Here is a 20,072-nt window from a genome sequence, read left to right as displayed (position 1 = left end):
AATAGATACTTGTTGGCTTCGCAACACTATCAGTAACTGTGATTTCCGCAGTCGCCGTCAAGCCTTCGTACTTGCCTGTTAATGTAATCACTTGACCTTTTTTTGCACTACTTGACATTTTCATTTGTTGGGCAGCTCTATCGATGGTCAAATAAGTATTTGAACGGGTAAATGTTCCGGATGATGTCACCACTTCTTCACTTCCGTCACTTAAGATTGCGATGAGTTCGTACCCCGCCGTTTCACCGGGCTTCATGTCCAACTTCGTTTCTTTAAAGTAGATACTTGTTGGCTTTACGGAACCATCCTTGACTGTGATTTCCGCAGTTGCCGTCAAGCCTTCGTACTTGCCTGTTAACGTAATCACTTGACCGTCTTTTGCACTGCTCGACATCTTCACTTGTTGGGTAGCACTATCGATAGTCAAATAAGTATTTGAACGGGTATACGTTCCAGATGACGTAACTTCTTTTTCACTTCCGTCACTCAAGATTGCGATGAGTTCGTACCCGGTCGTTTCACCAGGTTTCATATCTATCTTTGATTCCTTAAAGTGAATACTCGTCGCCTCGGGTAATCCCGTAACATTTAACAACATTTCCACACTTTTACCCGAATTGGTAGCTGTAATGGTAACCTTTCCACTTTTCGCATCAGAAGGAATTGAAACTAAACCTTCTGAATCCACTTGTGCAATAAGTTTATTGGATGAAGTATAAGTCGTTCCAGAACTCGATTTTGTAACATCTTTTGTCGATCCATTACTCATAAAGGCTTTTACAATTAACTGTAAACTGTTATCACTTAAAGACAAGTTTTCTTCATTTGGAGATATAGCTAAGCTTTGTACAGTAGGTTTAGTGACCTGTATAGTAACTTCTGTTTCCAAACCTTCATAACTCACCTTTATAACCGCAACTCCTGTAATATTCTCTGAATTCACCGTCACTAATCCATCTTTTGACACAGTTACTAAAGTTGGGTTTGAGCTAGTATAGCTGATTCCACTACTAGATGAAGTTATATCTTTCCGCCCACCTGCATTCACTTCTATCACATTGATTTGTTGTTGTTGACCACTAGAAAGATTCGTCTTTAAAGGCTTCGCTTCTAATTGAATGTCGTTTGAACCACCGTTTATAGTTATCCATATAGACTGCGTAATCTCTCCGTATGTAACTGCGATATTTACTTTGCTGCTCTTGGCTTTATCATTCACCTTAATAAGTCCTGTTTTACTGATTGTCACAGCAGCAGGATTTGAACTTGTATATTGTGTAATTGCATCCGCAGTGATATCCCGTTTAGTCCCATCTGTATATCTTAAATTAGGCTTAAGTTGATACGTATCGCCAGATTGCAAATCCAATTTCTCTATAGATTCAATAGCGTTTGGTACTCCTGGGGAAACAGTAACTTTTTCTTTAACCCTAAAATAATAATTTTCAAAATCGCCCGTCGAGTTCATGTAATAAGCTGTCTTGCTATTGCCTCTATTGTCTCTTAAACTAATAGAGCTTAATTTCCAAATCCCATGTTCATCGTATTTATCAATAATAATTTTTGCCTCATATGCGTTACCGACTTTATAAAATAATAGGTCAAACATTTTACCACTCGGTCGCGCATATCGACCACTTATTGAAGATACTCCCGATATCATATCCATTGGTTCCACAGTGTATTTTACTTCAGCATAATTAGCAGAAATCTGGGAAACCTCTCTTTTCATATATTTTAGAGTCGGAGCCTCATGATCTGGAGTTGTTCCACTAATAATAACATCACTCTGTTTTAAAGTAACAGTTCCATTACTTATTTGAGAATCCCGATTATATGTCATAGAATTCCCTGCAAAATCTTCTACTATTACCGAAATTAACTCATAAGTTCCTAAGTCATCATACTGTCCAATAGTGCTAGTTCCAGAAAAGGTATCAGTACCGGCCTGTTGGTATAAATAAATAGGTAGAGTGCTCCCAGATGGTTTCTTATAAGTTGCACGTATTGATGCTATTCCAGAAAAATTATCCGTCGCCTCAACGGTAAGTTTAATGCTTTCTCTGTTTGCCACATTATTAGATTGTACAAAAATATTTTGAATAACCGGCTTTTCAACATCAAGGGTTGTTCCAGATATCATTACATTTCCGTGTTCTAAAGTTCTATTTATTCCGTCAACTGAAGTATAACTGGTATATGCTTTTCTATTTCCCGCTTTATCAACGAGCTCTATAGAAGTCAGGGTCCAATGTCCTGGTTCATCATAAGGTTTTACTATATGAGACCCAAAAAAGGTATCGGTATCGGTATTGGATTGTCTGTTCAGATTGATGGTAGCCATTTTACCAGATGGCTTTTTATAATAAGCTGTTGCAGTATTTACTCCAGATTCATTATCCGTTGCAACTACAGATAGTTGAATTTTCTCTCCAGCCTCTACTGTATCAGATTGGAGAGTCATATCTGTTAAAATAGGAACTTCAAAATCAGTTTGCTTTAGTACTTCACTCACATCTAGATTTATTTGAGAGTAATCGAACGTATCATCAGAGTTGACTGTAGTAGAATGATATACTCTCCTTTCATTATCTTTTTTGTCCACAACAAAAATATTATTTACTATCCACTCTCCTTCTTCATCCTTTTGCTCCGCGGTTATAGTTGCTTCATATTTATTCGTTGAAGGATTAATAATGAAATTAAATGTTTTAGTTGCCCCACTCGGCTTTTTATAAGTAATATTTGCACTTTTTACACCCGAACCATCATCCCCGTCTGAAAGGTCAGCTATTACTTTTACAGGTGTAGAAGGTGTAAGTTTCTCATTCGTAACTTGTACATCGGTTACTATAGGCGCTACCAAGTCTGGAGTAGGATTTTCAATCTCTATATCCAAATCTTTAGTGTCTATATCCAATCCTCCTGCAACGGCATCCATTCTAGGGAATATTAATAAAAGTATAGAAAAAATGATAACTAATTTAAAGCTTTTCTTTGTAAACATACTACCCCTCCATATAGGTATATTATACTGTGTTTTTGCTATAAAGAAAGACTCTAGGTTTCCCTAGAGTCTTTCTAAAATTCATAATTAAGACGTGATTAACGTAGAAGTTGAAGTACGCCTTGTGGTTGTTGGTTAGCTTGTGAAAGCATTGCTTGTGCTGCTTGAGTAAGGATGTTGTTCTTCGTGAAGTCCATCATCTCTTTCGCCATCGTGCGAACATTTACTTTCATAAATGACTAGACTATATCTTCACCCTTCGATTACTCGGTAGGGGTCGGGCGCTTCGGATTCACAAGGTACTCAGTCTTATGTTTCCTATGGGTTTCATCATCATGGCTTACGCTGTAGATGGTACACCCTAGTCGTTGAACCTTCTCCACTCTTTCGAGACAGGAGCTTGGCTGCTGATTGCCCAATCTTTTCTTTTCTCAAACCTTCACATATGCCGTTTCCAGCTCTGTTGTGGCAAGAAAAGCTCTAAGGGTTTTCCAGCAATTCACCCGATCGTACTCACTAACCGTTACCAGTTAGGACGACTGTGTCTGCCACTGCTTACGCAGCTAAGACATAATCCACGTCACGGATACGTGACTCAGAAGCTGTTAGGTTTTCATGCGTTGTGTTTAAGTTGTTAATTGTGTGCTCTAAACGATTTTGTTGTGCACCGTATGTTGCACGTTGAAGATTAATTTCTTCAATCGCCGCATCAATGTCCCCTACAGAACTATCTTTATCTAATAAAGCAGTGTTTGTAAGTGTAGCTGCTGCAATCGTTAATTTTACACTTGCATCTTCAGTTACTGTAATATCAACTGCTGTAGCAAAAACTTCTTTTCCATTGAATTTTGTAGTATCAATAATATTATTAATTTCATCAGTCAAAGAAGTCATTTCCAATTCAATATTGGTAACGTCTTCAGTATTGTAAGTGCCATTCTCTTTTTGAACTGCAAGTTCTTTCAATCTAAGCGCCATAGAAGACACTTCGTTTAAAGCACCTTCAGCCGTTTGCAGGTATGAAATACCATCTTGGCTATTTTTAGAAGATTGTTCTAGTCCACGAAGCTGACTGCGCATCTTTTCAGAAACAGATAGACCTGCAGCATTGTCGCCAGCGCGGTTAATGCTAAGACCTGATGAAAGTTTTTCCAAGTTTTTTGAAGCTGCGTTGTTATTTACATTTAGTTGACGGTGCGTGTTAAGTGCTGCGATGTTGTGGTTAATTCTCATTTTTAATTTCCTCCTTGAGTGTGTGTTGGTTCACATCCATGTGAACCGAGATTTGGTTGTTGCTCACGGGGTAAAGGGCCGGCCGAACTCTTTACTGCCGCTTACAATAGTTATATCGGACAAGTGCATGAAGTGTTTAGCATTTTGTTTAAAATTCTTTTAAACTATTTTATACTGTTAAAAGATATTCAATCTTGCTACGTTAATTGTAAACAGACGGGTGCCAGGCACTGCTACAATTCGCGGAAAAACGCGAATTATTTCAGTGATCTGGCACCCGGAAGCATAAACTATTAGTTTTTCTTTGTAAGTTGTGAAAAGAGTGCTGTATCTAGTGTTGTTGCTTCTGTGTTTGATTCGGATACTGATAGGACAAGTTCTCCGCGTAGGATGTCGATGGATTTAGGTGCTTCGATGCCGATGCGGACTGTGTCGCCTTTTACTTCGAGTATACGGATTTCGATGTCGTCGCCGATTTTGATGGTTTCGTTTGATTTTCGGGAGAGTACGAGCATGGGTTACGCCTGCCCTTCTGTTGCTGTGACTTGGGTTCCGATTGAGTGGCGCATGGAGAATGTGTTGTCATTTAGGATCATTTGTTTTGCTTTATTTGTGTTGGATTGGAAGATGAGTGGTGCCTGTAAGTTGATGGTTGATGTTTCGAATGGTTCTTTTAAGGATAGAACACCGAGGACGAAGACGTCTTGTTCGTTGTCTATTTCAAGCAGGTCGATTGTTGGTTCGTCTATGTTGAAGCTGTAGTCGTCGACGATTGTGTATGGGTTGGCGACGATGAATGCAATGTCAGGTATTGTTGTTGATTGGAGCACTTGGAATGTATGATTTCCTTCTATAGGAAGGAGGGCAAATTCATTTTCATCTTCGAAGCCTGGGACGCCTTTAGGGAAGTTCCAGGTTTGGTTCGGTTGGATGTTTAGTTCGCCGTGGAATTTTGTTTGAATGTGCATTTGGGTTCGCTCCTTTTTTGTGGGTGCTGTTTGGTAAATCTTTAATTTTTGGTATTTAAATTTTGAGTGCTTGACATCGTAGATGTCATATTACTTTGGTAGTATTTTTTAACGGGATGCCAGGTGCTGCCACAATTCGAAGAGCACGAATGGTGTCAGTACCTGGCACCCTAGTAGTGTATATTAGTAATTCCATTTATGCGTTGGATGATGCAATTACCATTTCACGTCAATTTGGATGGACGGGTATTGTTCCATTACACCGGTTACTTTGCCCGGTGTGTAGTTGCGGATGGGTTTGTTAATTTGGACGTCGTTAATCGGTTTTTGCGGTGTTATTTGAATATTGGTTGTGCCTGGTTGAATCGACACTTGTACTTTAGAATAACCGCCGACGAAGCGGATGCCGAGTGGTGCGGGTGGTGGTGTGGCGTTTTGTTTAGCAATGTCGATAATTGCCTTGCCGCCGTTTTCGATTCTCAGCATTTGCTGACCTTCTTGCGCCCGTCTAGCCGTGCCTTCCGATGCTCCTTGCATACCGAACTGAGCGTTTTCTTCAATCCGTCTTCTTACGCTTTTCATGTCCACGTCTGCACGTGCTTCTGTTGTGTCTATAGAGAGCTGCGATCGGGTTGTTGAAATTTCCAAGATTGCGGCGGGTTGTTGCTGGGTCAATATGGCCCTTGGTTGTTCTATTTCTTGGATTGGTTTTGCGACTTGCAATCCAAGTATGCCACTTGTTGTTTGAATTTGGAGTTGCGGGATATTCACTATTGTCACCTTCTAAAGAAAGCGTTTGGAGGATGTCCAAACGCTTTCCGAGATTTTTTATTGAGTATTCCTTTCTAGCGGGATGCCAGGCTCGGTAACCCGGAACTATACATCGGGCTTCTGCTTATACTAGTAGATTTCTTTTAACGTAAGAAGTCTACTAATGATGGTTGGATGATGCGTGCGCCTACTGATAGCGCGGCGCGGTGGACGGCTTCTTCCGTGAGCATGTCAGTAATCGTTTTTTCGTATTCGACGTCTTCGTTTTCACTCACTTGTTTTTTTGCAGCGCCTTCCTGGGAGTCAAGACGATTCCCCATCATTTCTGCACGGTTTTGTCGTGCGCCAATATCTGCCCGTTTTGTTAATACGTCATCCAATTGCGTTTGAATTTCTCCGACAAACCTATCCAGTCCTGATGATTCCTGATCAACTTCAATTGCTGTCTTGATATTCTCAAACATGTCATCAATATTTTTAAACGTATCCGCAACTTTTGTATTTACTGTCATCGTGACCCCATCAAATACTTCAATTTCAACACCTTTAGAAAAAGCAGGATCCGTTTCAAAGTTAGTACCATTATACAGCGGTGATCCGGTTTTCGTTCCACTGAAAATATATTTGTCCCCAGATTTTGTGTTAGCCAAGTCTTGAACTTGTTGCTGTAACTGTTTAACTTCCGCTAAGATAGCTTCTCTATCTTCTTGTGAAAGTGTTCCGGTCGAAGCACTCACCATTAGCTCATTGGCACGGTGTAAGGCTGATCCCACTTTATCGAGTGCATCATCAGAACTATCGAGATAGTTATGTACTTCACCCATATTACGTTGAAATTGAGCTACTTTATCAACTTGCATTCGATACCCCATGCTTTTCATGACAACGACAGGGTCATCGGATGGACGGTTTACTTTTTTACCGGATGTAATTTGTTCTTGTAGCTTCCCCATTTTATTGTAGCTCGAGGAAAGGTTCCGGAGCATGTTATTGGAAAGCATTGATTGTGTGACGCGCATTAAAGTTCCTCCCTCTATAAACGTCCAATAAGTAGGATGAAAAGGTGCAAGCTGATGACTTGATCTGCAAGGCCTTTTCACCGAACCTTTCGAACTTCTCCTATTACATACCTACTCGGCCCATGCCGTTGATAATCTTATCTAGTGTTTCGTCGACAACGGTGATCATACGTGCCGACGCGTTATAAGCTTGTTGGAATCTGATCATGTCGGTCATTTCTTCGTCAAGCGAAACAGAGCTGATGGATGCACGACGATGTTCGACTGCACCTAATAGTGTTGCCGAATTGATGGTGTTATTTTCAGCTTGCCGCCCTTGTACGCCTAGTTGACCGATGACGCCTTGGTAATAGGTTTGGATGGTTGAACCACCAAGGTCTCCCAAAGCAGCAAACTGAATATCAGAAAGTTTCTTCGCGTTTTTACCGTTACCTTCTTCAGCTCCAGTAGAATCGGATGCAGCGAGCCTATTTGGATCTTTCAAGAGCTCATCCGTTACTTTTATGTTCGCAGCAGTAAAATCGCCGCCTCCTTCTGCATCGAAGAAGTTACCTCCTGGATTCCCTTTAAGGTCTGTTCCGCTCACGTGAACTTTATTAAATTCATTTGCAAAAGCCGCCGCCATTTTGTTCAGCTCGGCTATCATGTCTGGATAGAGCCCCTCAGCCTTACCCGTTCCGTCATCCTTACCATAAGAATTCATCAGCGATTTCAATTTTCCTTGATCTAGAAAATCTGCATGTCCAGGTGTGTAGTCCATTCCGTCAGATGACTTAATAGTTATTCCACTTATTGGGTTATTGCTTCCATCCGGTCTCGTCAAAGGGTTCGGATCTGTTCCTAAAGTCGCGGATGTGTTACCTTTAACCAGCTCTATTTTGTCACCATTTTTCGTTTTCAACGAAATCGTAATGGAACCTTCAGCTATCGCTAGTGCTTTTCCACCTGATTTATCATAGCTTGTTTCAATTGGCAGGATCGCCGATAACTGATCTACGAGTACATCACGTGCGTCGTATAAATCATTTGGCAAATAGCCATTCGGTTCAACTTTCGCAATTTGTTCGTTCAGTTCAGAAATTTGCTGAAGGATGGAATTGACTTCGCCCGTTGTAACATCAATTTCTTTCCCTAAGTCCGTTTGAATGTCGGTTAGCGATTTGTGCATGTAGTTGAATGAGTCCGCTACTGCTTCCCCTCTTCGAACGACGACTGAGCGCGCACCGCCGTTTTCAGGATTAACAGCAAGGTCCTGCAGTGATTGCCAGAATTCACTCAGTGATTTTTGGAGTCCGTATGCAGAAGGTTCCGCCAATACATCTTCCATTTGGGAAATTGCTTTCGTTTTTGATTCCCAAAAGCCAAATTTATTCGATTCCTGTCTATACTGCTGATCGACAAAGCTGTCACGAACCCGTTGGATGGAGCCCGCTTGAACACCCGTTCCAAGGAAACCAGGCATTGTGCCAGAGTTTAGACCAACGCCTGGGAACCCCGCAGTCGCTTGCATATTAACGCGTTGGCGTGAGTAGCCGAGTGTGTTGGCGTTACTGATATTGTGTCCTGTTGTATAGAGTGCGGATTGTTGTGTGAACATGCCGCGTTTGCTTGTTTCGAGTCCCATAAATGTAGACATTCGTTTACCCCCTTAGGCTTGTGAGTCGAAAGAGGTTTGTTCTTTCGATTCTTTTCTTCCGCTGATTTCTGTTTTTGAGTAGTTGGCTGATTCTGGGCGCGGTCGGACCATGTCCAGCGACAGATTCACGAACTGAAGAGACTGGTAGGTCAGCTTCTGGTTCAAATCGTTTTGCCATTTCAAGTCGTGAATCGCGTGCAGGAGACGGTCCCTCGCCTCCTCAAGGCTTTGCTTGTCCGCTTCTGGTGCTACACTCAGTAAGTCGGCGACGGTTGGATTTGTTGAACCTGATCGTCCTTGATCAGCTATATATTGCGCTACATCTCGTTGCCGTAGACTATCCATTTGCATGATGGCAGCTATGTGTGATTGCTCGTCTTTCAGCAACTGGTCGAGTCCTTCCATGTCCCCTTTTTTGATGACTGCTGTCTTGTCGTAGGCAATCCGAAGTAAGCTTCTATGCAATTTTTCCAGATTGTCGAGTGACGTCAAGATCGTTGTAATGGACATGTATGTCTGCCTACTTTCATTCTTTTTTCGCTTTGTAGTAGTTCGCTAGGTTGGATGCGAGCTGTTCGGCATCTACTTTGTATGTGCCTGATTCGATTTTCGCTTTCAATTGTTCGACGCGCTCTTTTCGTTCGATGGTGATGGGTGAGGCTTCTGATAGTTGTTTCGCTTCAGTTGAAATTTCAAGCTTGTCTGTTCCCATCTTCGATTTCCGTTCCATCTGCTCTGCTTTTAACTGATTGGTTTTGTATGGGTTAACGGCTGGTAGATTAAATTTCTGGATTTTCATCGGGACTCGCTCCTTTCACTCGCATTTTATTGTTTCAGCTTACGCTTTTAGGGCTACCTTATTCTTTATTTCGGCATAAATCCATAGATATTTAGGGACTTTTGGACGAAAAAACCGGATAGTCCGAAAACTACCGGTTCGTTGTCATCTTGACTTGTTGCGATTAGCAAGGTAGGTTGCGTTGTCTCGTTCTTCGATGGATTCCCTAAATTCTTTTACTGCCTCAAACGTTCTCAAGTCTTTTTGAAGAGTAGTCGTACAGCTTTCACATAGTTTCCCTTTGGTTGTCAGTTTCCCGCAATTATCACAAGGATAGCCGAGATTCGGGAACATGGCGGGCTGTAATCGACCTTTTTTCACCCATTTGTGCAGTAATGATTCGGTCACGCCTGTTACTTCGACGATTCGTTCAATGGTAGCCGCCCGGTTTTCACGCCTTCTGAGGAAGCGATAGACGTCTTCATATAGTTTTTCTTCGTTCGTCGCGCATTTCGCGCATACTTCACGCACGCCTGTATAGTTAAAAAACTCCCCACATGTCGGGCAATCTCGTAGTTCAGCCATTTCAATCATCCCCTATTCTATCATTGTTATGCATGTATGAGCGTGATGGCTTCCACCCGCGTTGCACCTGCTTGCTTTAATACCGTTGCCGCGTGGCGGAGCGTTGTGCCCGTTGTGTAAATATCGTCAATCAATATGTATGTGCGTGGTTGAATGGTCACTCCATTTTTCACTATAAATAATGGTTTCATCGCCAGACGCTCGGCTTTCGATTTTTCTCCCATGGCTCCTGTGTCTACTTTTTCGAGCAGATGCGTGTATGGGATATGTGCGCTTTTCAGTAATTCGTCGACATGCGCAAAAGTTCGTTGAATCTTTTTTTCCGGATGTATGGGAATTGGAACGACTAGCGCGTCGGTTGGTATGTGGGTGCGCAATTCTCGGGCAAATATGCCGGCTAGTTGAACATCTTGTAGAAATTTGTATTGATGCAAGTACTCACGCATGGCTTCGTTATAGGTGTACAGTGTCGTAACCTGATCGATACTGTCACTCTCTATTTTATTATCGGCACGCTGGAACTTTTTTGAACAATCCTGACAAATATTCGTTTGTTTGTCGAGTCCAAGGAGGCTTTGCCAGGATGGTGTGGCTGCGATGGCTTGTTCGCAAAGGAGACATTCGTTCATGTGCGAACCCCTCCCTTATTGAGTTGCATAATTTCTTTTCTGGCGGCGTCCATCGCGTAGGTGATCCCATGATGGAATAGGACAAAGTCACCTGTTGGCCATTGCACGGAACGCCCGACACGACCGCCGATTTGGATGAGTGCCCCTTTGTTGAAAATGAGTTGCTCCGCCCCAACGACGGCAACTTGAACGTTCGGGATGGTAATGCCCCGCTCCAAAATGGTTGTCGTGAGTAAGCCGGGCACTTCTTGATTGCGTAGCGCTTGGACGTGTGCTTTACGATCGTAATGCGCAGCATGGACGGCTTGAATACGTGCATCAAGTTGTTTGAATAAAGGCTCCGCCTCTTCCATAAGTGCGATGTGATGGAAGAAGATCAGGAACGGCTGTTGTTGTTTCAGACGTTCCGTTGTCCATGTGATGAGTTTTTTCGGTAGTTTGCCTTTTTGAATATGCTTCGTGTAATTCCATAGCGTGTCGTATCTAGGTGCGGGTAATGGATGTCCATGGTAACGACGATTGATGGTTGAAATTTGACCGGTGCGTTTGATGTCTGCGATGAGTTTGTCGGATGGTGTAGCCGTGACAAAATGGACGGGTGCTTGTGGTTTCGCTGCTTTTCGAACGGCTTTTCGCAGTGTCTCTTCTGCTGTATAGGGAAAGGCGTCGGCTTCATCGACAAAGATGGCATCGAAAGCGTGACGATATCGGTAAAGTTGGTGTGTGGTTGCGAGAATCAGTTGCGGAGACGCCGTTGTCGATTCCGAACCACCGTATAATACTTCAATTGCTGTTTGCGGAAAAGCCGCTCGCAGGCGCGGTTCGAGTTCGAGGATGACGTCGACGCGCGGAGCGGCGATGCACACTCGTTTGCCTTCTAGTAATAGTTTGTAAATGGGCTGGAATAGAATTTCCGTTTTTCCGGATCCACAGACGGCGTAAATGAGATGCGGAATGCCTTTGGCAGTGCTGGTATGGAGTTCGTCAGATGCTTGTTGTTGGCGTGGGGTCAGTGTCCCTTGCCAGGCTAGTGTGTGAGTAGTTGGATAGGTAGGAAGATCTCCGTTCCAAACGACGAGTTCAGTGCACGACGAAACACGCCCCATTTTGAGGCAATGTCTACAATACGTACAAGGGCCGTTACATTTCGCACAGTCAAAGGTTGTGAAACGCGATGGGTTGTCGTTTTCACAGCGATTACAGAAATGACGAGCTCTGCCTGCGATTGTCTTGGTGGATCGGATGCCTGGGATCGTATTGATGTGGTTGGATGCGATATGGGCATCAATTGTGTCAGCTGAAAATGGTGTGTGCAGCCGAAGCCAAATACGACCAGTTAGGAAATCCCTAATTGCCGGGTCGAATGTATGTGTCAACTGCAACACCTCCCTGGGCCTGCACGATGCAAGTCATGCAGCTATTGCCACAGGACGTGGCGTTCTTAAGCTGCGTTCCGTTTTACTTATGCTTGTCGTTTTACCCAGCCGAGTCCCATTGCGCCTTCACCAAGATGTGTACCGATGACAGGACCAAAGTGGCTGATGGTGAATGTAACGTCTGGTAATTGTTCGGTTAACTGTGCACGCCATGCTTCAGCTTCTTCGGGTTGATTGCCATGGATGATGACTGCCTCTAGTGGCATTGTGGCTGCGTCTTCTGCCAGTAAATCGACAATGCGTTTCATGGCTTTTTTACGTGTCCGTACCTTTTCAAAGGGGACAATCACTTTGTTGTCGAAATGAAGGAGTGGCTTGATTTGAAGTAGGCCACCTATGAGCGCCTGTGCACTCGATAATCTACCGCCCCGCTGTAAATGGCTAAGGTCGTCTACCATAAAGTAGGCACGCAACGACTGTTTCATGACAGCCAATTCGGCCATAATGACGTCTGGTGCTACTCCCTGTTGCGCAAGTCGTGCTGCGTGTAGCACATAATAGCCTTGTGGGTAACATGAAATTTCCGAATCGAATGTGTGCACGTCGATACCTTCTACCATCTGCCCCGCTTGGCTTGCACCCGCATATGTACCACTGATGCCGCTTGATAAATGAATAGAAATGACAGCATCATGTGTTTCTTTTAATGACTCATATAATTCAACGAATTTACCAACCGGTGGCTGTGACGTCTTCGGTAATGGCCCGTCCCCACGCACTTTATCGTAAAAGGCCGTTGTCGTTAGATCGATTTCTTCCTCATAGGCTTCTCCGTTCAGTGTGACCGTAAGAGGGATCATATGGATATCTAGTTCTGCCAGTAGATCTGCAGGTAAATAGGCAGTGCTATCCGTAACAATTGCTGTTTTCACTTTCTTATCAACTCCTGCATTCTATTCTACCTAAAATGAAGAGAAATGGGAATTGAGAAGTGGAGGTTAGGGTTAGAAACTGTACGTATATAAATTGAACTAAAGAATCCTACCAACAACGCTTGGCGCTTGGGGATGCCTCCCGCGAAATGCCTGATAGAAAACCACTATCAGTCTTATCGCTTCGGCTACCCCAGTAAGGCGCCTTCGCTGGAGATTAGGTGTAAATCATAAGTTCAAATTATCTAGTTAGCAGTTAGGCTAAAATGTGAGTCCACCGATTGGCTTCTATCGAAAAAGCACTGAGCTTGGAATTGTCTATGCCGATTTCTCCAGCCAGCTGATCGAGTTGCTTCCAGTTAAACCGTTCGATGGCCTCGCTAATTTGAAGGAATGGTGTGATTTCCGTCCGTTTTCCTTTCAACGTATGGGCGACCTTATCTGATAAGGGGATGAGTTGCAAGATATCCTCCCAGTCCAGCTTCATGATGACATTAATGAGGGAAAACATACCGGTCAGATAATATTCTTCTGGATTGCTTTTGCCCACCTGTTTGGCTAGCAACTCGCACATTTTTGCCCGGGTCAATGAGTACTCAACGAGGGCTTTCGTTCGCCCGTTTCCCTCTCCTTGTCCCATTTCGTGCAGCGCGAGGACGAGGATCCATTTTCTCGTTTCACGGAGTCCTATGATGACTATGGCTTGTTTGATGGAACTGATGCGTCTTGGCACATTAAAAGCTAAAGTATTGACAGACCGAAGCAATTTATAAGATAGCGAAATGTCGCGCATAATGAGGGCTGCTATTTCATCGATATTTGGGGTTGCTGTATTGAAAAGCTCCAGAATTTGAAAATGAAAACTAACATTTGAGGGGATCCCGATTCCGGTAACAATCTCGGGTTTGGCAAAAAAATAGCCTTGAAACAATTGATAGCCTGCTTTTTTTGCTTCCCTGTATTGTTGTTCCGTTTCGATTTTCTCAGCTAATCGTTGGATATTGGGATATTTTTTTATAAATTTTTCAATTTCGACTCGTTCTGCCGCGGTTGTGATTTGGTAATCTACCTTAATAATGTCGATGATATCGAATAATTCAATATGGTCCATATATTGTTGTTGCAGGATGAAATCATCTAGGGCAATCTTGAATCCCGCTTTCTTCAGCGACTTTAGTCTAGTCAGTAATGCCGGTGTAATCGCAACGTCTTCCAACACTTCAATCACAATGCGGTCAGGGTTTAGGCTTGAAAAGATATCCTGGGCCAGTAATTCGCCAGAGAAATTGATGAAAGCCACATTTTGACCTGTAACTTTTTCAACCCCAAGCGATAGGAATGTATTGACGAGTAGCCCAATTGTCGCCGTGTCCGAATCAACCCCCGGAAAAAAGTTATCGCTACTGTTCCTATATAACAATTCGTAGGCACAGATATCTCCCTGTTGGTTCAATATCGGTTGCCTACCTACGAATACGTCCGTCTCTTCCACCTGCTCCACCCCGCATACTGTATTTGAATAACCATTCGCCATATGCTTAGTATCGACAAAACAAAATCATTTTAAATAGCATACCCCCTTGTAAAATGGTATGTTTTAATTGGATAAATTGTTTTATTTAGGGGGAATGAACTATGGAAGCAGTTCACTACAAACAAACGGGCAATACAGCTGTCGTCACACTTCAACGACCAGAGGCCATGAATGCGTTCAATTATGACATGTTGGTCGAACTTGGACAGATTACGGACTCGATTCGCATTAATCCGGATATTCGTGTCGTGATTTTTACCGGTTCGGGCGATCGGGCATTTAGTGTGGGGGCAGATTTAAAAGAACGAAAATTGCTAGCGGATTGGCAAGTGAAGCGGAATGTTTACAAAATTGGGGATGTCTTCACGGCCATTGAAAACTTACCACAACCGACCATTGCGATGATGAATGGCTTTGCTTTTGGGGGAGGAATGGAGCTAGCGCTTGCTTGTGATTTCCGAATTGCGGCAGAAACCGCGCTAATGGGACTGACTGAAACGGGACTTGCGATCATTCCAGGAGCTGGCGGAACACAGCGTTTACCACGGTTAATTGGCGAAGCAAAGGCGCTTGAGCTGATTTTGACAGCACGGAAATTGACGGCAGTTGAAGCTCTTGCCTACGGTGTCGTAACAAAGACCGCAGCACCAGATAATCTACTGCAAGAAACAACCGATTTCGCGAATACTATTCTCGCAAATGGCCCAATTGCCTTACAGCAAGCTAAATTTGCGATTAAACATGGCATGAACGTCGATTTGCAGACGGGGCTTGCCATCGAGCGAAAAGCGTATGAAATGACAATTCCAACAGAAGATCGAATAGAAGCATTAACAGCTTTTGCAGAGAAGCGGAAACCGGTGTTTAAGGGGAAATAAGGGGAAGTCTATGCGAACTCAACTAGAAAGCCTTATTATAAGAAAAGTAATCGCTACTTTTGTTGCCACAATTATTCCTGCGATACCCTTTGCTTTTTTCACCATAAAAGAATCTATAGGTGATGCCTACCGACTAGGTACGGATTTTCTCGGTTGGCTTCTCGTTTTCTTTATATATATCGGCTTAGTGATTCTCGTATACGGCAACATGATTTCCATCGGCACCGAGTGTGTACAAAGAAAATTTTTCCCACAACATGATTGGATATATATTGTAGTCCTTGCCATTTTCGGCTTAGCGAGTGAACTGCTTTTTCGAGTAAAATTACTTGCCATAACTGGAATGCTCATCGCTTTGTTCTATGCGATTATCGATAAATGGATAGGTAGAAGAATGTCGAAGAGCAAACCCGTAAAACGGTTTGTACTTGTACCGATTGTGTTGGTTTTAGTCTTATGGGGATATTTTCAGATGACTTCCCCTCCCATGCCTCCTTTTACAAAAGAGGATGCAGTTGAATATGCAGCTTCTGGAGGAGGATCGGACATTGATCATTTCCCTAAAGAAATTGGTGAATGGGAAGGTATGATTGATGGTTATCAAGTTATACGAGAAACAAATGCCAAGAATATTGGTAATGATGATTATATCGTTACTTTCAAGGAAGATTGGAGTAAAGGGACTGTAAAAGGTTCTTGGTCCTTCTCTTATCAAGTTAACCGGCATGGGCAAACTGCCACAACCGGAGATGGCAATAGGCCTCCGTACTATGAGAGGAATTAAAAATGAGCACAATTGCAGTGCTCATTTTTTTATTTCATGAAAAACGCAAGTATAATTCCCATGATGGTTAACGAAACGATATGATAGCCTGCGCTAATAAAAAACAGCGTGTATTTTCTTCCTTCGAAAAAGGTTGGTGACAGTTCGCGCGCACTTGCAATCCCCGCGCCAGCCAAAAATCCAATTAATGCGCCTGTACCAATCGTAATGGAATCCGACATTGACAAGAATAATGATAAAATGATTGCGGTGACGACGCCGGCGAGTGTTGTAAGCCCATATCCAATATTCGCATTGCTTGCATGAAGCTCTTCCGCGGTTTTCCCAAGACTTTTCATCCACACGTTCGCGAAAAGAATTGGTGAATACCATAATGCTCCAATAATCATGTTCGCAAGTACGGCAAGTACGATGGCCACTATACTAATTTGTGAAAAATCCATAATTCATCCCACCTCTCTGTATATAGTGGTTGAATTGTACCACATTGGCTACGCTAATTCTTTCATTAAAAAAACTGGACCGTTCGATCTAGCTAAGCTTCGACATCCCATTCCATTTTGGAGGCAAGAACATTCTTCGTCACAAAATACCCGATAAGCACCGAACCAACTAGACGAATGACCGAACTGGCGGGCATGTCGCAAATTGGACCTTTGGATTGATCGTATACAAAAAGGCTAGGCACTGGAGAGAATGTTATTCATCCAGTGCCTAGCTAAGCTACTACATTCCTGCATCTGCCATCATTCGTATATCATAAAACTTCTTGACCCATGTACTTTCTTGTTCCGGATTAATGTTGGCAAGGCGTCTTTTCCCAAGACGCCTGTCGAATAGAGAGATGGCGCGTACAAAAGGGTGTTCATGGATCATGGCTTCCTCAATCGACATATGCATGTAATCAAAGAGGAGACGTTTCACTTCCCATCCTGGGAATATACCACGATTCTTTACTTCAACTTCCGCATCGTCATGGGCTGCGTGTAGATGTTTCAACTCTTCTGATGCAAACATTGTCCGCCAATCACTCATTACAAGTGGTGCCAATGCCCTCTCTACAGTCAGTTCCTCTCCACGTATCGTTGCTGCCAAGTTATAGGGTATATCTGATGCCCGAAATATCTCCACTCCATCAAATGTAACACGAAAACTCCCCGTCTGATCATGACTTTTCCGATGGACAATGGCCTGGTAATGTACCCGCCCTTTCAACGATTCACAAAGCAAATCTTCCGCCAGTACTTTCACTTTCGACCATCTCATTCCGCCCCTTGTGCCTCCCACTCCTCACGTAAAATCCCCATTCGAATTGAGTCGTAGTACGTCCCATTCCAAAAACGGACTTTGCGTAAGCGTGCTTCCATTGTCATGCCTAACTTCTCTCCAACTTTGATCATCCGGACATTGCCAGACCACGTAGTATAGCCAACACGCACCAGCGGCATTTCGTTGAATAAATGATTGATCCACATCGTGAGTGCCTTCGTTCCATAGCCGCCACTCCAATACTGCGGTTCATAAATGACGATGCCCATTTCAAGCCACAGAGAAGGTTTATGTTCCCAATAATAACTAACCATACCGATTAGTCTACCTTCGACCTCGATGTTCCAATAGTCATCTTGCGCAATGATCTTGTCTTTTCGTTCCAAAAACTTTTCATATGGAATTGCTTGATGTTCATAATAAGGTGCATCCCACGTTTTCCATTCGGGATTTTCGTCTTTGAAACTCAATTCCCAAATACGATGTAAATCTTGTTCGGTAACTGGGCGTATCGTGACGCCTTCTGTTGTATAGCTCAATCCATTTCCTCCGGACTTAAAGATATTTCGCGAACCAGCCTGTAATCTCATCCAACCTTGCAATGCGCAAGTTCGGCGTACCGGTGCGCGATAAGTTATGGCTAGCATCTGGGAAGCGAACAAATTCTGTTTCTTTACCCATGCTCTTTAATGTAATGTACAGTTGCTCCGCCTGTTCAATTGGGCAACGGAAATCTTTTTCACCGTGGAGAATTAATAGCGGTGTCTCGACATTCTTCGCATATTTCAACGGTGAATGTTCCCACAGCTTATCCACGTCGGTCATGTCTGTGCCAATTTGCCAATCGCTAAAGTAATACCCGATATCAGACACGCCAAAGAAGCTAATCCAATTGGAAATCGAACGCTGCGTAACTGCCGCTTTAAATCGATTCGTATGACCGACAATCCAGTTCGTCATAAAGCCGCCATAGCTCCCGCCTGTGACACCAAGACGATCCGTATCGATCCAGTCATTTTCCCCGATGACGAAGTCCAATCCGGCCATGATATCCGCATAATCTCCACCGCCGTAATCGCCGCGCACTGCATCTACAAACTCCTGACTATATCCGTGGCTACCGCGTGGATTGACATACAAGACACCATATCCTTGCGCCGCCAATAGCTGCAATTCATGGAAGAACGTATTCGCATACATCGCATGTGGTCCGCCATGTATTTCGACAATCAGTGGATATTTCTGCCCTTCGACGTACCCCGCTGGTTTCATCAACCACCCGTTAACATCCCAATTATTTGCACCTTGATAGACAATCGCTTCCGGTTCGACAAGTTCCACTTCGTCCAAATACGCTGTATTGAATGAAGTAAGGGCTTGTCGTTCACCTGTTGCGATGGTCTGTTTGTACAGTTCGCCTGGGTTTACAGCACTGCTGACCGCAATTAGCGCAAATTCACCATTGGCCGGAACCGCATAGCCATAGACATGTTCGTTGTCTGGTGTAGCCGGATAAACTTCCCCTTCAAGTGTCGCAAAATACAGTTGGATATCCCCCATCGTCGACAGTTGGAAATACAGCTGGTTGCCTTGCGTCCAAACAGCTGCTGGCGCATTCGCCCCTTGCTGATGGTCCGCAACCGAATAGTCCCCAACAGGTGCATCAATGCCTTCTGTCACATTCACTAGTGTCCCGTCTTGCATATCATAGACGAATAAGTCGTCATGCGTTGCATTTTGGAAGGTGCGGTCTGAGCCGACAAACGCGATGTAGCGATCGTCGTATGAAAAACTGGCGCCCCCATAATACCCTTCTTCATCCATCAAAATCGTTTCTTCTTTCGTCTCGATATCAACAATGAATAGCGGTTGGCGGAATTCATAATCTAAATTGTCTTGTCGATTTACACCGATGACCAACTTTTTGCCGTCATGTGAGATCGCTTGTAATCCATGCTGAAAATTGCCTTCTGTGAACTGTGTCACATCTCCTGTTTCGATGTCGACAACACCAATCTGCTTGTACGTATCTTGTGGTAACAGTCCAGTACCGTCCATTTGATACTTCATTTTCGTCACGCGGTATGGCTCTGGCTTTTTCTTGTCATCTTTTTCTTCTTTATCTGTGAAAGTCTGGTCTTCTTTGACCACTGCATTGACCCATATTTTATGTCCGCATGGGGACCAAAGGAAGCTTGACACGCCTCTGTCAAACGTCGTCAATTTTTTCGCTTCCCCGCCTCTTGCAGACAAGATGAATACTTGGTTCTTGTCTTCACGATCCGATAAAAATGCAACCTGCTTGCCATCGGCTGACCATTTAGGTGACGATACGCTACCCTTGCCATGCGTCCACTGGGTCACTTCATTTGATGCCAAATCGATGTGCCATAAATTCGACACGTACTGATTGTCCTCTTCCTCAATAAGCGTGCGCACAAACACCGCTTCCTGGCCGTTAGGCGCCAGCTGTGGATCCGTCACAGACTGTAATTTGAACAAATCATCTACTTGTAATGTACGTTTTGTCATCGTTCATTCCCCCATTTCTATTCTCTGTCTACTTATTTCGACACTCGTAGGAGTTTCCCTTTTTTCGTGGGGAAAAACTGGTTCACAAGCTGTCATCTTTCTGATGGGTTCTTTGGTATACTAGGAAGAGTAATGTATTTT

General features: G+C 43.5%; 20 protein-coding genes and 2 pseudogenes. 2 read left to right on the top strand and 20 right to left on the bottom strand.

All coding sequences use genetic code 11. The features are described 5' to 3' along the window. The 16 genes and pseudogenes from ACIQ0H_RS00495 to ACIQ0H_RS00420 form a co-directional block, all read right to left on the bottom strand. Nucleotides 1–3,007, bottom strand: a 3,007-nt coding sequence (locus tag ACIQ0H_RS00495) for a hypothetical protein (protein ID WP_403409357.1), incomplete at its 3' end; no start/stop codon positions are given. A gap of 98 nt (nt 3,008–3,105) precedes the next feature. Beyond that, a pseudogene (locus ACIQ0H_RS00490) lies at nt 3,106–3,219 on the bottom strand (flagellin); the annotation flags it as partial. A gap of 343 nt (nt 3,220–3,562) precedes the next feature. Beyond that, nucleotides 3,563–3,721 carry a flagellin gene (locus ACIQ0H_RS21495; RefSeq protein ID WP_483882529.1) on the bottom strand — a complete coding sequence of 53 codons (159 nt, stop codon included), beginning with the start codon at nt 3,719–3,721 and terminating at the stop codon, nt 3,563–3,565. A 114-nt stretch (nt 3,722–3,835) separates the two neighbouring features. After that, nucleotides 3,836–4,240 (bottom strand): annotated as a pseudogene (locus tag ACIQ0H_RS00480) (flagellin N-terminal helical domain-containing protein); the annotation flags it as partial. A 293-nt stretch (nt 4,241–4,533) separates the two neighbouring features. Next, nucleotides 4,534–4,755: a carbon storage regulator CsrA gene (gene csrA, locus ACIQ0H_RS00475; protein WP_403409354.1), complete on the bottom strand. Its 222-nt coding sequence runs from the start codon at nt 4,753–4,755 to the stop codon at nt 4,534–4,536. 3 nt (nt 4,756–4,758) lie between these two features. After that, the gene (gene fliW / locus ACIQ0H_RS00470) at nt 4,759–5,208 is read right to left on the bottom strand and encodes a flagellar assembly protein FliW (RefSeq protein ID WP_403409351.1); all 450 of its coding nucleotides are present in this window, start codon (nt 5,206–5,208) and stop codon (nt 4,759–4,761) included. Between the two features lie 216 nt (nt 5,209–5,424). Continuing rightward, nucleotides 5,425–5,979, bottom strand: coding sequence for a DUF6470 family protein (locus ACIQ0H_RS00465; RefSeq protein WP_403409348.1), 555 nt, complete (start codon nt 5,977–5,979; stop codon nt 5,425–5,427). 143 nt (nt 5,980–6,122) lie between these two features. Beyond that, entirely contained in the window at nt 6,123–6,998 is an 876-nt protein-coding gene (gene flgL, locus ACIQ0H_RS00460; RefSeq protein ID WP_403409345.1) for a flagellar hook-associated protein FlgL, read from the bottom strand. Between the two features lie 103 nt (nt 6,999–7,101). Continuing rightward, nucleotides 7,102–8,634, bottom strand: coding sequence for a flagellar hook-associated protein FlgK (gene flgK / locus ACIQ0H_RS00455; RefSeq protein WP_403409342.1), 1,533 nt, complete (start codon nt 8,632–8,634; stop codon nt 7,102–7,104). A gap of 12 nt (nt 8,635–8,646) precedes the next feature. Next, nucleotides 8,647–9,144 carry a flagellar protein FlgN gene (locus tag ACIQ0H_RS00450; protein WP_403409339.1) on the bottom strand — a complete coding sequence of 166 codons (498 nt, stop codon included), beginning with the start codon at nt 9,142–9,144 and terminating at the stop codon, nt 8,647–8,649. A 16-nt stretch (nt 9,145–9,160) separates the two neighbouring features. Further along, nucleotides 9,161–9,433, bottom strand: a complete 273-nt coding sequence (gene flgM / locus ACIQ0H_RS00445) for a flagellar biosynthesis anti-sigma factor FlgM (protein ID WP_403409336.1) — start codon at nt 9,431–9,433, stop codon at nt 9,161–9,163. A gap of 144 nt (nt 9,434–9,577) precedes the next feature. After that, nucleotides 9,578–9,997, bottom strand: coding sequence for a TIGR03826 family flagellar region protein (locus ACIQ0H_RS00440; protein ID WP_403409333.1), 420 nt, complete (start codon nt 9,995–9,997; stop codon nt 9,578–9,580). Between the two features lie 26 nt (nt 9,998–10,023). Continuing rightward, the gene (locus tag ACIQ0H_RS00435; RefSeq protein ID WP_403409330.1) at nt 10,024–10,626 is read right to left on the bottom strand and encodes a ComF family protein; all 603 of its coding nucleotides are present in this window, start codon (nt 10,624–10,626) and stop codon (nt 10,024–10,026) included. Further along, nucleotides 10,623–12,002: an ATP-dependent helicase ComFA gene (locus ACIQ0H_RS00430; RefSeq protein WP_403409327.1), complete on the bottom strand. Its 1,380-nt coding sequence runs from the start codon at nt 12,000–12,002 to the stop codon at nt 10,623–10,625. The genes ACIQ0H_RS00435 and ACIQ0H_RS00430 overlap by 4 nt, the downstream gene beginning before the upstream one ends. Before the next feature lie 86 nt (nt 12,003–12,088). Further along, a complete protein-coding gene (locus ACIQ0H_RS00425; RefSeq protein WP_403409324.1) occupies nt 12,089–12,934 on the bottom strand; it encodes a DegV family protein in 846 nt (281 codons plus the stop codon). 256 nt (nt 12,935–13,190) lie between these two features. After that, nucleotides 13,191–14,468, bottom strand: a complete 1,278-nt coding sequence (locus tag ACIQ0H_RS00420) for an EAL and HDOD domain-containing protein (RefSeq protein WP_403409321.1) — start codon at nt 14,466–14,468, stop codon at nt 13,191–13,193. A 101-nt stretch (nt 14,469–14,569) separates the two neighbouring features. Between ACIQ0H_RS00420 and ACIQ0H_RS00415 the strand changes: the two genes are divergently transcribed. Both ACIQ0H_RS00415 and ACIQ0H_RS00410 read left to right on the top strand, forming a co-directional pair. Next, nucleotides 14,570–15,346 carry an enoyl-CoA hydratase-related protein gene (locus ACIQ0H_RS00415; RefSeq protein ID WP_403409318.1) on the top strand — a complete coding sequence of 259 codons (777 nt, stop codon included), beginning with the start codon at nt 14,570–14,572 and terminating at the stop codon, nt 15,344–15,346. A gap of 10 nt (nt 15,347–15,356) precedes the next feature. Then, nucleotides 15,357–16,130, top strand: coding sequence for a hypothetical protein (locus ACIQ0H_RS00410; RefSeq protein WP_403409315.1), 774 nt, complete (start codon nt 15,357–15,359; stop codon nt 16,128–16,130). Nucleotides 16,131–16,159: 29 nt separating this feature from the next. Here ACIQ0H_RS00410 and ACIQ0H_RS00405 read toward each other — a convergent pair whose 3' ends face one another. From ACIQ0H_RS00405 to ACIQ0H_RS00390, 4 genes are all read right to left on the bottom strand, one after another. Next, complete coding sequence (locus ACIQ0H_RS00405; protein ID WP_403409312.1) at nt 16,160–16,573, bottom strand: DUF1761 domain-containing protein; 414 nt, start codon at nt 16,571–16,573, stop codon at nt 16,160–16,162. Between the two features lie 283 nt (nt 16,574–16,856). Next, nucleotides 16,857–17,396 (bottom strand): SF0329 family protein, encoded by a 540-nt coding sequence (locus ACIQ0H_RS00400; protein ID WP_403409309.1) that lies wholly within the window; start codon nt 17,394–17,396, stop codon nt 16,857–16,859. Continuing rightward, the gene (locus ACIQ0H_RS00395; protein WP_403409306.1) at nt 17,393–17,938 is read right to left on the bottom strand and encodes a GNAT family N-acetyltransferase; all 546 of its coding nucleotides are present in this window, start codon (nt 17,936–17,938) and stop codon (nt 17,393–17,395) included. Before ACIQ0H_RS00395 ends, ACIQ0H_RS00400 begins: the two co-directional genes overlap by 4 nt. A gap of 16 nt (nt 17,939–17,954) precedes the next feature. Beyond that, nucleotides 17,955–19,931, bottom strand: a complete 1,977-nt coding sequence (locus tag ACIQ0H_RS00390; RefSeq protein WP_403409302.1) for a S9 family peptidase — start codon at nt 19,929–19,931, stop codon at nt 17,955–17,957. Between the last annotated feature and the right edge of the window lie 141 nt (nt 19,932–20,072).

The sequence above is a fragment of the Sporosarcina sp. NPDC096371 genome, from assembly GCF_044762865.1.
Lineage (GTDB): Bacteria > Bacillota > Bacilli > Bacillales_A > Planococcaceae > Sporosarcina.
Note: the sequence above shows the minus strand (reverse complement) of the source record. Positions and strands in the feature narration are given on the sequence as shown.

What these genes read in the sequence shown, in the direction of transcription:
- csrA (WP_403409354.1), bottom strand. Translation starts at nt 4,755, where the DNA reads ATGCTCGTACTCTCCCGAAAATCAAACGAAACCATCAAAATCGGCGAC.
- fliW (WP_403409351.1), bottom strand. Translation starts at nt 5,208, where the DNA reads ATGCACATTCAAACAAAATTCCACGGCGAACTAAACATCCAACCGAAC.
- flgL (WP_403409345.1), bottom strand. Translation starts at nt 6,998, where the DNA reads ATGCGCGTCACACAATCAATGCTTTCCAATAACATGCTCCGGAACCTT.
- flgK (WP_403409342.1), bottom strand. Translation starts at nt 8,634, where the DNA reads ATGTCTACATTTATGGGACTCGAAACAAGCAAACGCGGCATGTTCACA.
- ACIQ0H_RS00450 (WP_403409339.1), bottom strand. Translation starts at nt 9,144, where the DNA reads ATGTCCATTACAACGATCTTGACGTCACTCGACAATCTGGAAAAATTG.
- flgM (WP_403409336.1), bottom strand. Translation starts at nt 9,433, where the DNA reads ATGAAAATCCAGAAATTTAATCTACCAGCCGTTAACCCATACAAAACC.
- ACIQ0H_RS00440 (WP_403409333.1), bottom strand. Translation starts at nt 9,997, where the DNA reads ATGGCTGAACTACGAGATTGCCCGACATGTGGGGAGTTTTTTAACTAT.
- ACIQ0H_RS00435 (WP_403409330.1), bottom strand. Translation starts at nt 10,626, where the DNA reads ATGAACGAATGTCTCCTTTGCGAACAAGCCATCGCAGCCACACCATCC.
- ACIQ0H_RS00420 (WP_403409321.1), bottom strand. Translation starts at nt 14,468, where the DNA reads ATGGCGAATGGTTATTCAAATACAGTATGCGGGGTGGAGCAGGTGGAA.
- ACIQ0H_RS00415 (WP_403409318.1), top strand. Translation starts at nt 14,570, where the DNA reads ATGGAAGCAGTTCACTACAAACAAACGGGCAATACAGCTGTCGTCACA.
- ACIQ0H_RS00410 (WP_403409315.1), top strand. Translation starts at nt 15,357, where the DNA reads ATGCGAACTCAACTAGAAAGCCTTATTATAAGAAAAGTAATCGCTACT.
- ACIQ0H_RS00405 (WP_403409312.1), bottom strand. Translation starts at nt 16,573, where the DNA reads ATGGATTTTTCACAAATTAGTATAGTGGCCATCGTACTTGCCGTACTT.
- ACIQ0H_RS00400 (WP_403409309.1), bottom strand. Translation starts at nt 17,396, where the DNA reads ATGAGATGGTCGAAAGTGAAAGTACTGGCGGAAGATTTGCTTTGTGAA.
- ACIQ0H_RS00390 (WP_403409302.1), bottom strand. Translation starts at nt 19,931, where the DNA reads ATGACAAAACGTACATTACAAGTAGATGATTTGTTCAAATTACAGTCT.